Genomic DNA, 14318 nt, shown 5'->3' with positions numbered 1-14318 from the left:
GTGCAAAACACGAACAAATCTGCCAATCAACCACTGCGCTGAGATGTTGACACGAACTCTGAGTAGTGGTCCTGGGCCTTTTGCCCAGCCTCTTCTCTTAACGTACTTGTTCAAAACGCAGATGTACAATAATCTTATCGCCATAGCCGTTACGTTCCAAATCACGTTGCAAGCGATAGGAAATGTAATGCTCAGCAATAGAAATATACCCTGCATCTAAAAGACGGTGTTCAACTTGCGACTGAACCATGCTAATCGTTGGTCGCTCTGTATGAGCTTCTTCCAAGTCAAGCACTACTTTCTTTGTGACCTGAGCAAGATTTTTCCGCCAAGTTTCATCAATGACATAGACTGTCTGTGCAGCTTTAATGATGGCTTGGTAGATTTTATCTGGGTCAAATTCAACAATCTCTCCACTACGTTTAATGACTTGCATAAAAGCTCCTTTCTGGTTTTCAGTAAACCCTTTCATACTTACATTATCTAGGTTTTTATGCATTTTGTCAAGTATTTCTTTTTCATAAATTTTGCCTTGGCTTATTTTCACTGAAAGCCCTTTAGTATGATATAATGGACCTATTAAAATGAAATAAGGAGAAAATCATGACAAACGCAATGCCTAAACGTCAAGAAATTGATGTACAATTAACCTGGGATACGGACATTCTATTTCCAACCCCTGACAACTACAAAGAAAATTTAGCAGCCTACGCTAAGCAAGTAACAGCTTTCGAATCGAATTACAAAGGTAAGCTAACTGATAAGGATACCATCGTTTCAGCCTTAACAGAATACGAAAAAATCGTTATTCTTGATAGCAGACTTTCCCACTATGCCTTCCTTCCTTTGGAAGTCGATAAGATGAATACTGAATTGGCGAGCCTGGCCAACGAATACGACCTCGTTTCTGCCAAGGCACGTCCTCAACGAGATTTCCTCTATTCAGAACTTGGGCAATTAGACGAAGCCTTTCTTCTTGAATTAAAAGAAGAACAACCACAATGGGCTGCATTCTTTGATGGTATTCTCCGTGACAAGCCGCATCAACTGCACCCACTTCAAGAAGAACTTTTATCAAATTTTGCACCAACATTTGGTCAGCCCTATAACAACTACGGTGTGACCAAGTTTGAGGATATGACCTTTGACAACTTCGAGGCAAATGGTCAAACACTCGGCAATAGCTATGTTCTCTTTGAAAATGATTATGAGCTCAGCCATGATACCGAAATCCGTCGTAATTCAGCTGCTGGTTTCTATTCAACCTTGAAAAAATACAAGAATACAACCGCAGCGACATATTTATCTCATATCAAGAACGAGCAAATCGAAGCTCGCTTGCGTGGCTTTGACAATACCATTGACTTCCTCTTACACCGTCAAAATGTCTCTCGCGACCTATTTGATCGTCAGATTGATGTTATCATGAAGGAATTGGCTCCTCACATGCGTCGCTATGTGAAATTGGTTGCTAAGGCTCATGGATTGGACAAGATCACACATGCTGACTTGAAAATCAGTCTACCATCTGAATACAACCAACGCATCACACCTGAAGAATCTAAGCAATTCTTGATTGACTGCTTAGGTATTCTTGGCGATGATTACGTGAAAATGATTGAACAATCATTTGATGAGCGTTGGATTGACTTTGCTCAAAACGAAGGCAAGGCAACAGGTGGTTTCTGTGCTACTCTTTACGATGGACCATCCTATATCCTCCTTTCATGGACAGGCTTGATGAACGAGGTCTTGGTATTGGCTCACGAATTGGGACATGCTGGTCATTTCCAATTGGCTAAGAAACAAAGCGTTCTCAGCTACGATCCTTCCCTCTACTTCATCGAGGCGCCTTCCACTGCTAACGAAGTCTTGACATGTAACACCCTTTTGAAAAACAACCAAGACCCTGGCTTCCAGGCTTACTTGATTAGCGAACTGATCAGCCGTACTTACTTCCACAACATGGTTACTCACTTGCTTGAAGCAGCCTTCCAGCGTGAAGTCTACACTCGTTTGGACAACGAAGAATACCTCAACGGTGATATTCTCTGCCAAATCAAGTTGGATGTTATCAAGGAATTCTGGGGTGAAGACTTTGAAATCGGTGACGATGCAGGTCTTATCTGGATGCGTCAACCGCACTACTACATTGGTTTGTATCCATATACCTACTCAGCTGGTTTGACCATCGGTACGGCTATGGCGAAACAATTGGAAGAACATCCTGAAGAAGTTGTTGAAAAATGGTTGGAAACCTTGTCACTCGGTGCAAGTCTTTCTGCCCAAGACCTTGCTAAACATGCAGGTGTTGACGTTTCAACTGACCAACCACTCAAAGAAACCATCGCCTACGTTGGTTCATTGGTGGATAAATTGGAAACACTAATCTAAGACACATAAAAGACTTGAACACTTATTTGTTCAGGTCTTTTTGTCTATTCTTTCTTGATACCAATTTTTGATATAGGTCAATTCATCCTGACTTAAAAAATGTCCCTTGTCAAAACGAACTAGGTTGGCTTTGGGAAAAGCTGATGCTTGCCAGTCATCTACAAGATGTTCAAGAACCATTTGGTCAATTAACACATCATTCTGACCTAACGTAAATAAAAGTTCTGCTCTGCCATTTTCCATAGGAAAAGCATAACCTAAGGCCGAAGGGTGGAGCAAGATATAATTGTCCGCCAGGTTTGACTGTTTGGTCAACAAGCCCATGATGAAGTTGGCACCATTTGAAAAGCCAACGAAGGTAACCTGCTGGTAGGGCTGAATGTCTAAGTCCTGCCAAAAATCCAGAAAAGCCGACAAGCGCCTTTCAAAATCGACAAGATCCAGCTGACCGTCAATGAGAGATGCAAAGAAACGCCTTTCCCTACCTTGACCCCAACCTCCATCCAAGGAAAGGACAAAAGCTTCTGGATCCAACTGTTGGCGAAGAAAGAGCATGGACTCCTTGTTGCCACCTGTGCCGTGGAAAAAGACCAAAAGACGGGGACTGGTCCCTTTGATAAAGCGATAATCCATATCTCATTTCTCCTAATAACGGTAGGAGAGATTTTTTTCAATTTCCTGTCGCTCCTCCTCAAAGAAACTTGGCAAGAACAGTTCAACTTTATCTAGCAGCTTATCTTGTCTTGGTATGGTAGCCTCTCTTTCGCCAGCCATGGTCGCGACCTCAAACATGAGATAATTGGGCGCTCGGAAGTACAAGGAATGAATGAAATCTCGATTAATGATACCAGAATGTGGACGATTGATGAGATTTAATCGGCTAATCAAATCTTCCAAATCAGACTCATCTAAGACACCAAATGCAATATGATGAATAGCCCTAACTCCCAATACACTGATTGGAGACTCTTGGTCTAAAATCAAATACAGGCGATGCTGGAAGATGTTGTCAAAGAGAAGAGAAATCACTAACTTATCCTCAAAGACAAATCGACCTTCCTCGACGAAACCAAAAGTCTCTGTCAGTAAAGATAACAATTCCTTTTCTTCACGAATCCGCATGTGAAGACTGGCTATGCCAAGGATGGCGTATTCCGACGGAATTTCATCTATTTTATACGGAAACATTTCTCCGATAGCATTATGATAGGTCAAGCCAAGCAGCTGTCCATCTTCATCTTGGAAATTCAGAATATGCCCATTTCCAAAAGCCTGGATTCCTTCGTTTTCCACTTCAAACTCTGTCAGTCTTTTCTGCCAGAATTCCAAGGCAGCAAAATCTTTAACCAGAAAAACAGTTCTTTCCAAACGATTGCTGCCTGGTCGATGACTAGGATGATTGGGCATATCAAAAATGGTAAATTCCGTTCCAAAACGACCTTCATCATCACCAAAAAAGAGATGATACATGCTTGAATCTTCTTGATTGACAGTTTTCAAGGTCAATTTCAAACCAAGAATATGATGATAAAAATGATAGGCTTGGTGTATGTTTCCTACCAAGCTTGAAATGTGATGAATACCTGTATTGTTCATAAGATGACCTCACTGATGTTGATAGATTTATTTTATCGCTAATTATTGATATAAAACAAACTTTTGCTCACGATTGACAGCCAAATAATAAAAAACTTCCCTAACCATTGCTGATTAGAGAAGGATATTTTTTAAAAAATGAGAGCATAAAGGAGAGCCGCAAGCAAGCCTCCGATGATTGGACCAACTACTGGTACCCATGCATAGCCCCAATCCGAATCTCCCTTGTGCTTCAATGGAAGGATGGCATGCATGATACGAGGACCAAGATCACGCGCAGGGTTTAGGGCATATCCTGTTGGACCACCAAGAGAAACTCCGAGGGAAACAATCAAACCACCGACGATTAAAGTGCCAAGCCCTGTTGGAAAATCATACTGACCGAAAGCCAGTAATCCCAAGACCAAAACAAAGGTTCCGATTGCTTCGCTAATTGTATTAGAAACTAAGTTCCGGATGGCAGGTCCAGTAGAGAAGGTTGCCAATACAGCACCAGTGTCTTCTGTTGCATCATAGTGATCTTTGTACATGAGGTAGACCAAGATACTTCCGATAAAGGCTCCGATAAATTGTGCAAGAATGTAAGGGACTACAGAATCCCATGGGAGATTTCCTGCAAAAGCCATGGCAATTGATACAGCTGGGTTGAGGTAGGCTGGGCCCAATAAACCACTCACAAAGGCCGCCATGGCTACTGCTAGACCCCAACCAATTGTGATTACAATCCAACCAGCATCCTTGGCCTTACTCTTATCTAGCACTACCCCTGCTACAACACCGTTACCAAGTAATATCAGCAAGGCAGTACCCAACACTTCACCGATTAATTCATTTGTCATCATGCACCTCTTTCTATTTTTCTTTCAAATGGGTCAAATCATTCTTAACAAGTGTATCTGCCAACAATTGTTCCTGTTGAGCAACTTCTTCCTCTGACCAAGCATAGTAAGCTGCCATTTCTTTCAAAACGTCTGGTGCTACCGCATCCAACTGCTCACGCATAAAGAGCATGTAGTTGGTACGACGGAGAAGATAGTCAACTGCGGTCAAGGTCATCTCTTCCTTCATAGCATAATGAAGGGAAAGCAAGTCACGCTTGTTCAAGCCAGAAACGGCTTCTACTTTATGGTTCAATGCAAAGACTTTTGTCGCATTTGAGCCGTACAAGTTTGCCAAGTAAAGCGCATCATCATAGACAAGTCCTTTCTTCACACCTAGTTGAGCAAGATGTTCAATTTCTTCTGCTACGTTAGCTGGGTTCAATTCGCCACCAGAGACTGGGTAGGTTTTAGAATTGATGAGTTTGAAGCTGCGACCATGTTCTTCTTTGAGAATGTCTGCCACTTTTTCAATTGCACCTTCCGCCATCTTACGGAAGTCAGTAATCTTACCACCAGCAAGAGTCAGCAAACCATTGTCATCACGGTCAAGGGCAGAGCCACGTGATACAGCTGAAGGATCCAAGTGTTTTTCAGAAACGCTACCTTCCAAATGTGTCAAATCATGTTCCACATCGTCACGTGTCTTTTCATTGTTCAAATAACCTTTTACCGTTTCAATCAAGCTATTAAAGCTGTCATCGCTGAGCTTACCGTTGTTTCCACCATTGTAGTCAGAAGCTCCATTTCCAGACAAGAGGGGACGAAGCCCTGCCCAACCGCTCTCAATGTCATCCAAGGTCAAGTTTGCTTCTGGGAAGCGATTGTTGACAATATCAAGCAGGTAGTCAACGTCTTCTTGGGTTACCATCGGATTCGCCAAATCGCCAGTGTAGTCTGTATCTGTCGTACCAAAATAGGTTTTATTTTCACGTGGAAGGACAAAGACCATTCGACCATCTGAGTGACCTGTATCAAAGTAAGTTGGCTGAGGTACAGACAAGCGAGAGCTATCGACAACTAGGTGCACACCCTTGGTCGGACGCATCTGGAGAACGCCTGAACCTTCTCCACCCAAATTACGCACTTCATCACTCCATGGTCCTGTTGTATTGATGACCAAACGCGAACGGATTTCAAAGGTGCGGTCTGTCAGCAAATCACGAGCAATGATACCGACAACTTTTCCAACCTCATCTTTGATGAATTTCTCAGCTTTGACACGGCTGGCAATCAAGGCGCCATCCTTGGCTGCACGTTTGATATTTTCAATAACCAAGCGGGCATCATTGTTACGGAAGTCAAGATAAACTCCTCCACCAATCAATCCTTCTTGCTTCAAGTTTGGTTCACGTTCCAGCACTTCTTCTCTCGTCAACACCTTATTGGCAAGGTCCGTATTGTTAACACCAGCCAAGAGATCATAGAGGTCCATAGCCACTTTCAAACGGAAAAGACTGAAGGTTGAACCTGGCTCGTCGTAGACTGGCAAGAGCATCGGGTCTGGCTTTGGAATATGTGGGGCAATATTTTGTACTACAGCACGTTCAGATACGGTATCGGATACCACTTCCACGTCAAATTGTTTGAGGTAGCGAAGACCACCGTGAACCAATTTTGTTGAACGGCTGGAAGTTCCTTCTGCAAAGTCTTGCATTTCAATCAAGGCTGTTTCCATGCCACTTGCAGCTGCCTGTAAAGCCACACCAGCACCAGTAATACCACCACCGATAATGAGGAGGTCAAGTTGACGATCCTGCATTCGCTCAATAGCTAAGCGTCTTGTTTCTTTTGAAAATTCCATACGATTCACTTCCTAACTTTCGAATAGGACTGTCTAACAAGAGGAAAGCCTTCTTTCCCCTAGCTAACAAGTCCTTTATTGCTCCTCATCCACTTCTGCAAATAGTTGAGTTGCTGCGACAGCTTTTTTCCATCCCTTGTAAAGTTGTTCTTTACGAGCTTCGTTCATGGTTGGTTGGAAGGATTGGCCGACAGCGTTGAGTTCTTTCAATTCATCCAAATCTTTCCAGAAACCAACTGCTAAACCTGCTAAGAATGCTGCTCCAAGAGCTGTAGTTTCAAGGTTTTGAGCGCGTGCGATTTCAATACCCAAAATATCTGCTTGGAATTGCATGAGGAGACTGTTCATTGCTGCACCACCGTCAACCTTCAAGACAGAAATATCAATACCTGTATCCAATTGCATGGTATCAATAACATCACGAACTTGGTAGGCAATGGATTGAAGAGTTGCTTTGACGAAGTCTTCTTTTGTTGTACCACGAGTGAGACCAAAGACTGAGCCACGCGCACCAGAATTCCAATACGGAGCACCTAGTCCTGTAAAGGCTGGAACAACATAGACTTCATCATTGCTGGTAGACTTACGAGCAAGCTCTTCTGACTCAGGTGATGTAGTCACCATTCGCATGCTATCACGGAGCCATTGAACCGCCGAACCAGCGATAAAGATAGATCCTTCAAGCGCATAATAGACTTTGCCGCCGATACCATAGCCAATGGTTGTGAGAAGGTTGTTCTGTGATAACTGCATCTCTTCACCTGTATTCATCACGATGAAGGAACCAGTTCCGTAAGTATTTTTCACCATACCTGGTTCAAATGCCAATTGTCCAAATAGAGCTGCTTGTTGGTCACCTGCCATGCCAGAGATTGGCACTTCTGCGCCATAGAAATGGAATGGAGCTGTTGTGCCATAAACTTCAGAGTTTGAACGAACTTCCGGCAACATGGCTTTTGGAATATTGAGAAGAGATAAAATTTCATCATCCCATTTCAACTCTTCAATGTTGTAGAGCATGGTACGAGCTGCGTTTGAATAATCCGTCACATGGCATTTCCCATCGGTCAATTTCCATACCAACCAAGTATCAATGGTTCCAAATAGAATCTCACCTTTTTTAGCACGTTCCTGTGCTCCAGGAACTTGGTCCAAAATCCAACGAACTTTGGTTGCTGAGAAGTAGGCGTCGACTACTAGACCTGTCTTTTTATGAATCATATCTGCATGACCATCCGCCTTCAGATGGTCAGCAATATGAGCTGTTTGACGAGATTGCCAGACAACTGCATTGTAGATTGGAAGTCCTGTTTCTTTGTCCCAGACAACGGTTGTTTCACGCTGGTTCGTAATACCAATTCCTTCAATCTGATCAGGACGAACACCGCTTTCGATAAAGGACCCTGCAATCACTGACTGAACAGAATTCCAAATTTCATTGGCGTTGTGTTCAACCCAACCTGGTTTAGGGAAAATTTGCGTAAACTCTTTTTGGTAACTGCCAACCTTTTCACCTTTTTTATTGAAGATAATGGCACGTGAACTTGTAGTTCCTTGGTCAATGGCCATGATGTATTTTTCAGTAGACATAGGTCTCCCTCCTGTTTGTTTATCTTTTTTTGAAAACGCTTCCGTTTTCTTGGTAATTCTATTCTAACCCATTCTTGTGAATTTTTCCTATCATTTTTTTCAAAAAAATAAAAAAATCTGATAAGCAGTGGCTAGAAAGATGATTCTATCAACTGTTATCAGAGTTTATAAAATAAATTTTTCAAGGTTAAATGCACTTACATTTTTCACAAAGACTATCTGACATCATCTAGCGATGCTCGATAGGAAAAGAAGTTTTGGTCGCCATAATCTCTGATTGACAGGACTTTTGATGATATATATCCTGTATCCATGCCTTTAATTGTACGATGTCTTGGATTTTCAATCGATTTCCTAGGCAATAAACTGGAACGCTTGTATTTTCGAGGTAATCTGTAATGATCAAATCATAGTCATACCCTGCTTGATAGGGCTCAATAAGAACCTGACGATTGCCTTCTAACTTCTCCCTTAGTTGCAACAAGAGAGGATAGGATAGAACCTCATGTAGGGAAGAAGCAAAAGCAACCTTGACCTGTATAGGCTGGACCTGACTAAAATAAATATACAAATCCGCAATATTTGTCAGATAAGAGTTCCTTATTTCTTTATCGACTTTTCTATGAAAAACTGATTTATAGACGTCTTTTAGCAAGTCTTCTGCTTCTGGATAGAAACTAGAAGCTTCTACTTCTTCCAGTTCAAGGGAAGAATAAAAGAAATATAGCTGGCTCATAATTTGGTTCAGATGATAGAGTGCTTCTTCTGAGACTGGTAAATTTCCCTCAAAATATAACCGTAATTTCTGAAGAGCCAAAGAGGTAGCTTCCATAATCGGCCCACCGAAACCAAGAACCTGCTCTAATTGATGCGGCGCTAAAATGAAATGGCTAAACAGGAAAGCAAACAACGCCATAATCTCCCCTTCTTGGAAAGAGGTGGATTGTTGCTGACTTAGTGTAAAATACATCTTTCTCAAACGTCGGTAAAACTTATGTTCTTGATAGGGTTCCATCAATTTGTAAAGGTGCTTAAAATCTAGCTGTCGCAATCGAGAGCGTTGCTGTGAAATCATTAGCCACAACAACAGACGATGGGCTTGCTTAGGATTGAGCGGCGATTGATAGAATCGTTCGAAAACCGGCAATAAAGCCTCTATTTTCCCTAGCATAAACTCTTCTTGTAATTCCGCTCTCGTAGTAGTCAAACTCAACATTTGATGTAAAAAGTACCGTATTTGAAGCTCACTACCTTTTAGACGACCACTTTTGATTCCAATACCAAATTCTGCCAATATCTGGTTCAAAGAGGCAAGATGGCGATTCAAAGTCGCTTCGCTTATCAGCAATTCTTGAGCCAGCTGTTGAATAGAAACCTCTTCCTTATCAGATAAATAAACAATAATTTGATATTTGGTACTGGTTTGACAGAGATAGGCTAGGATACGATGAAGACTCAAACTGGCCTTTTTCTTCAAAAAGACCTTTTCATCTTCGAGTTGAAAAGAGAGTCCCAAGTCGGTTACTTCTGCTTCTTCATTGAAAGATACAATATAGCGAAGAAGAGTTGATTTTGACAATTCTAAATAGTGACAAATATCCTTTAGCGATGGCGCCTCTTTCCTATCTTCTAAGTAGAGGAGGAGTTGATAAATGGCGCGCTCACGCTTTTCCAATAAGGAATCAATCCGCATAGACACCCTCCCCATCAACCTGATAAAATTGCCGAATATACTCTTGAGCGGCCTCTACGATGAAGGGGACCAGAGGAGTATTTCCAGGAAGACAGAGCCAAGAATGTTCTACCAAGTCAAAGACGGTCAAATCCTTTGAAATCGCTAGAGACAGTACATCCATCTGTTCAATATAATCTGCAGTAGAAACGAGTTGTCCCCCTATGATGCGCCCACTCGTTTCTTCGACAATCAGCTTGAAATCTACTAAAGTTGGTTCCCACTGGCTATATGACCTTCTAATCCGGATCGATTTACTCTCCAACCACAAGCTCGCCCCACTCTCGGTCAAGCCAAGGCTAGTTATATAATAGCCAAATACATGACTAGAAACAATCCGCTGGGCTCTCTTAATAGGAGCAATCCTCTTTTGCAAATTTCGAGCAGCCATCCTCCCTGTCATAATCGCATGATGAATCATCGGAAGATATGCCTGGCCAAAATAATCTACTGGGAGACTGACCAAATCACCTACAGCAAAAATATTCTCTTGACTTGTTTCAAGAAACTCATCCACCCATACAGTCCCTTCTGCAGTCACTTTTAGCCTGTCTTTCACTAGCTGAATATTGGGCGTCAAATTGGTGGATGGCAAGACTAAATCAGCTGGATAATTACCTGTGACTGTATGACAAACCAGCTGTTCTTCCTGAGTATCAATCGTTATCTGATTGACTGTTTCAGATAAATGAAGTTGGATTCCTCTTTTTTCCATCTCTTGACGAATCGACGCAATCATATCCTCATCAACGTACTTTGCAAGGAGTGAATCTTGCGCCTCAAACACATGCAAATTCAAATCCAACTGGCTAAGGGCATCCAAGCTTTCCAAACCAATCTGTCCTGCCCCAATCACTGCAACTGTTTTTGCATTTGTCAATTTCTCTAGACTAGCTTGTGCTTGAGATAGCGTTTTTGAGCAAATTAGATAGTCTTGAAGTTCTTCCGTTCCCCATTCCCATGTTTGACTAGCTCCCATAGCCAATATTAGCCGGTCATAAATAATATCACCTATATCTTGATGATGCCGTATCTTTACCTTTCGCATTTCGGGATAAACTGCGAGACATTCTGTTTCAAAAAGACAAGAAATAGCTGCATGCTGCACCTCGCTGAACAAAGAAATCTTCGCTTCTTCCCAACCAGAAATTTTTCCTGCCACTTTCCAATTCAAGGTATTTGGAAAGTAAGCCACATCTTTTTCTCTATCAATTAGTGTTATTTGAGCATTCTGATACAATTTTCGACATTCTAAAGCTGCACTTAAACCAGCAAAGGAGGCGCCTATAATAACAATATTCATACTTAATCCTTTTATCGTTTTTAGTCATTATATCAAGAATGCCCAAAAATTAAAAAGGCTTGCAACTAAAAAGCACACCAGATAACTGATGTGCTTGTGTAAACTTAAATAAAACGACTCTCCTGACTATCCTCGCTTTCGCATTTCTAGGCTCGGGTCTTCTATGGTCACTTTCATATTTCTTGGTGACCAGCTGATGTACTTCACTTTTTTGTTTTCAGGCTCAGGTACGAATAGACCACCGGTTTATTCGTATCCCCCAAACAAGCCTCGCTGTCGTATTTTCAGGCTCGGGTTAAAACAGTCACTTCCCTGACTGTTTTAATCCACTCCCCCAGACATTGTTCGCTCTCTTATTTCAAGGCTCACGTTAAAATAGTCACTCCCCTGACTATTTTAATAATCCGGTCTTACGACTCCTGTTACTGTGGCTTTGGTTGCTTCGTAGTCGCCGTCAACGACAACTTTGATAATACGTTTGGCATCTTCTTCTGGGCATGGAACCAACGGCAAGCGGAGTGGACCAACTTCAAATCCCATATAGTTAAGAACTGCTTTAACTGGTGCAGGACTAGGATATGAGAAGAGGGCATTGACTTTCGGAATGAACTTGCGTTGAATAGCGGCTGCTGTTCGAATATCTTGTTGTTCGATGGCTGTAAACATTTCATACATCTCATCACCATTCGTGTGAGATGCAACAGAAATCACACCATCTGCTCCAAGGTTCATAGCATGAAAGGCATCGCCATCCTCACCTGTATAAATCAAGAAGTCTTCTGGTTTATGCTCAATTAGGTAAGCCATGTTGGCAAGGCTTGTACACTCTTTAACACCGATGATGTTTGGATGCTCAGCCAAACGTAACATGGTTTCTGGCGTCATTTCGACCACGACACGACCTGGAATATTGTAGATAATGATTGGCAAATCAGAGGCATCCGCAATAGCCTTGAAGTGTTGATACATTCCCTCTTGAGAAGGTTTGTTGTAATAAGGCACAATGGCAAGACCTGCCGCAAATCCTCCGAAGGCCGCTACTTCCTTAGCAAACTCAATCGAATCGCGCGTATCATTGGTACCGATACCTGCAATCAATGGAACACGACCGTTGACAATTTTTTGTACCGCCGCAAACAATTCTAATTCTTCCGCGTGTGTAAGTGTTGGACTTTCGGCAGTTGTTCCTGCCAACAAAATTCCTTCCGTATGATGAGCCAATAAATGTTCGACCAATTCTGGCAACACATCATAGTTAATTGCACCATCTTCTTTAAAGGGCGTAATCATGGCTGTTATGATTTTTACATCACGTAAATCTTGAATAGACATAGGCTTCCTCTCTTACTGATTGTTGCTAAAAAAGGCTGAGTGCAGCCTTTTGTGTACTTTTGGTTAATAAAATTATTTCAATTCAAATTTCAATTCTGCCGTTGGACGAACTAGACCACGCTCATGAAGGGTTTCAGCGATTTGAACAGAGTTCCATGCTGCACCTTTAAGCAAGTTGTCAGAGACAACCCACATATGAATACCGTTTTCCTTGTCCAAGTCCTTACGGATACGACCGACAAAGGTATCGCGGCTACCAACTGCATTGACAGCTTGTGGATAGACTTGGTTTGCCACATCATCTTCCAAAACTGCGCCTGGGAAAGCTGCAATGGCTGCTTTTACCTCATCAATTGGAGCAATTTCCTTAGTTTCGATGTAAACAGACTCAGAGTGGGCAGACAGGACTGGAATGCGGACGCAGGTTGCAGAAACAGCAATACTGTCATCTTCCATGATTTTCTTAGTCTCTTTTGTCATCTTCATCTCTTCATAAGTGTAGTCATTTTCAGTGAAGAGGTCGATTTGCGGAATAGCATTGAAACCGATTGGGTAGTGCTTCTTATCGCCACCAGAAGGAAGAATATTCGCTTCTACCGCTTTGGGTTCCACGCCATCATTCAAGACTGCACGCAATTGAGCTTGTGTTTCCAAGATAGCTCCCATACCTGCTCCAGAGACTGCCTGATAAGTGGATACGATGATCCGCTCCAAGCCCCACTTCTGACGGACAGGTTCAAGCGCGACCATCATTTGAATAGTTGAACAGTTAGGGCAGGCGATGATACCATTGTGATTATCAAGCGCGTGAGCATTCACCTCAGGAACAACCAAAGGTACATCTGGATTTTGACGGAAATAAGATGTGTTATCCACCACAACTGCGCCAGCTTTTACTGCGTAAGGAGCATATTTGGCAGATGTAGAACCACCAGCTGAAAAGAGGGCAATATCCACTCCTTCAAAAGCTGTCTCTGTTGTTTCTTCGATGACAATGTCCTGTCCCTTGAACTGCAAGGTCTTGCCTGCTGAACGAGCAGAAGCCAAGAAACGCACTTTCTCGATTGGAAGTGTTGACTCTTCCAACATTTTAATCATTTGGGCACCAACTGCACCAGTGGCACCAACAACAGCTACTACATAAGCCATAGAAATCTCCTTTAAGTCAATTCTTCAAAATTTTCTAAATATTTGTTATTTCATAATTATACCACAATTTCAATAAATGGAAAGTCTGAAATGCAAAAAAAGCCCACCTAAAAGGTGGGCAAGGGCATCGTTTCCGATGAGAATAGAAGGTTCACAGCATCTAACCAAGGTCCGCTCCTGCGTTTCAATCTAATGAAGACCTCCCTAGCGTCGAATGTGACAAAGTCACTACTCGGCTCATCGCATGTCACCATTCTACCATAATCTGAAAAAATTGCAAGTTACCTAATCCAAGCGTTCTTGAATAGTCACCTGAACTCTATCACCAGCCTCTTTACCTATGGTAGCTCGAATAGCCTTTTGAATTCCAATAATATAACAGATATTGCCTACTTCATCTTTTACTCCCATATTGACAATGGAACCATCATAGGGATGACCATCAAATGTCGCATGGACTTTTACCCAATGTCATTAAGTTAACTAACCTATCACGTTTTGTGGTGGGTTAGTTTTTATGTTACACTAAAAATAAAAGGG

At 42.1% G+C, this 14318-nt stretch carries 11 protein-coding genes and 1 pseudogene; 1 reads left to right on the top strand and 11 read right to left on the bottom strand.

What is annotated here, in order from left to right:
- Window positions 1–97: 97 nt before the first annotated feature.
- Entirely contained in the window at window positions 98–436 is a 339-nt protein-coding gene (locus tag P7J58_RS10360) for an ATP cone domain-containing protein (protein WP_002935455.1), read from the bottom strand.
- Window positions 437–603: 167 nt separating this feature from the next.
- Between P7J58_RS10360 and pepF the strand changes: the two genes are divergently transcribed.
- On the top strand, window positions 604–2394 hold the full coding sequence (gene pepF, locus P7J58_RS10355) for an oligoendopeptidase F (RefSeq protein ID WP_408556296.1): 1791 nt from the start codon (window positions 604–606) through the stop codon (window positions 2392–2394).
- A 30-nt stretch (window positions 2395–2424) separates the two neighbouring features.
- Here pepF and P7J58_RS10350 read toward each other — a convergent pair whose 3' ends face one another.
- The 10 genes and pseudogenes from P7J58_RS10350 to P7J58_RS10305 all read right to left on the bottom strand — a co-directional run.
- Window positions 2425–3027, bottom strand: coding sequence for an alpha/beta hydrolase (locus tag P7J58_RS10350; protein ID WP_408556298.1), 603 nt, complete (start codon window positions 3025–3027; stop codon window positions 2425–2427).
- A 12-nt stretch (window positions 3028–3039) separates the two neighbouring features.
- A complete protein-coding gene (locus tag P7J58_RS10345; protein WP_408556300.1) occupies window positions 3040–3990 on the bottom strand; it encodes a VOC family protein in 951 nt (316 codons plus the stop codon).
- A 131-nt stretch (window positions 3991–4121) separates the two neighbouring features.
- Window positions 4122–4829 carry an MIP/aquaporin family protein gene (locus P7J58_RS10340; protein WP_408556302.1) on the bottom strand — a complete coding sequence of 236 codons (708 nt, stop codon included), beginning with the start codon at window positions 4827–4829 and terminating at the stop codon, window positions 4122–4124.
- Window positions 4830–4842: 13 nt separating this feature from the next.
- Complete coding sequence (gene glpO / locus P7J58_RS10335; RefSeq protein ID WP_408556303.1) at window positions 4843–6672, bottom strand: type 1 glycerol-3-phosphate oxidase; 1830 nt, start codon at window positions 6670–6672, stop codon at window positions 4843–4845.
- A gap of 75 nt (window positions 6673–6747) precedes the next feature.
- Complete coding sequence (glpK, locus tag P7J58_RS10330; protein ID WP_408556304.1) at window positions 6748–8262, bottom strand: glycerol kinase GlpK; 1515 nt, start codon at window positions 8260–8262, stop codon at window positions 6748–6750.
- 229 nt (window positions 8263–8491) lie between these two features.
- Complete coding sequence (locus P7J58_RS10325) at window positions 8492–9955, bottom strand: helix-turn-helix domain-containing protein (protein ID WP_044775984.1); 1464 nt, start codon at window positions 9953–9955, stop codon at window positions 8492–8494.
- Entirely contained in the window at window positions 9945–11297 is a 1353-nt protein-coding gene (locus P7J58_RS10320) for an FAD/NAD(P)-binding oxidoreductase (protein WP_105127817.1), read from the bottom strand. Before P7J58_RS10320 ends, P7J58_RS10325 begins: the two co-directional genes overlap by 11 nt.
- 396 nt (window positions 11298–11693) lie before the next feature.
- The gene (gene dapA / locus P7J58_RS10315; protein WP_029944274.1) at window positions 11694–12629 is read right to left on the bottom strand and encodes a 4-hydroxy-tetrahydrodipicolinate synthase; all 936 of its coding nucleotides are present in this window, start codon (window positions 12627–12629) and stop codon (window positions 11694–11696) included.
- Between the two features lie 72 nt (window positions 12630–12701).
- Window positions 12702–13778 (bottom strand): aspartate-semialdehyde dehydrogenase, encoded by a 1077-nt coding sequence (locus P7J58_RS10310; RefSeq protein ID WP_002943623.1) that lies wholly within the window; start codon window positions 13776–13778, stop codon window positions 12702–12704.
- A 285-nt stretch (window positions 13779–14063) separates the two neighbouring features.
- Window positions 14064–14243 (bottom strand): annotated as a pseudogene (locus P7J58_RS10305) (DUF1905 domain-containing protein); the annotation flags it as partial.
- Between the last annotated feature and the right edge of the window lie 75 nt (window positions 14244–14318).

Origin of the sequence: Streptococcus suis, from assembly GCF_046032535.1 — a bacterium.
GTDB lineage: Bacteria > Bacillota > Bacilli > Lactobacillales > Streptococcaceae > Streptococcus > Streptococcus suis_AK.
The sequence above is the reverse complement of the archived record's forward strand: the minus strand, read 5'-3'. Positions and strand labels throughout refer to the sequence as shown.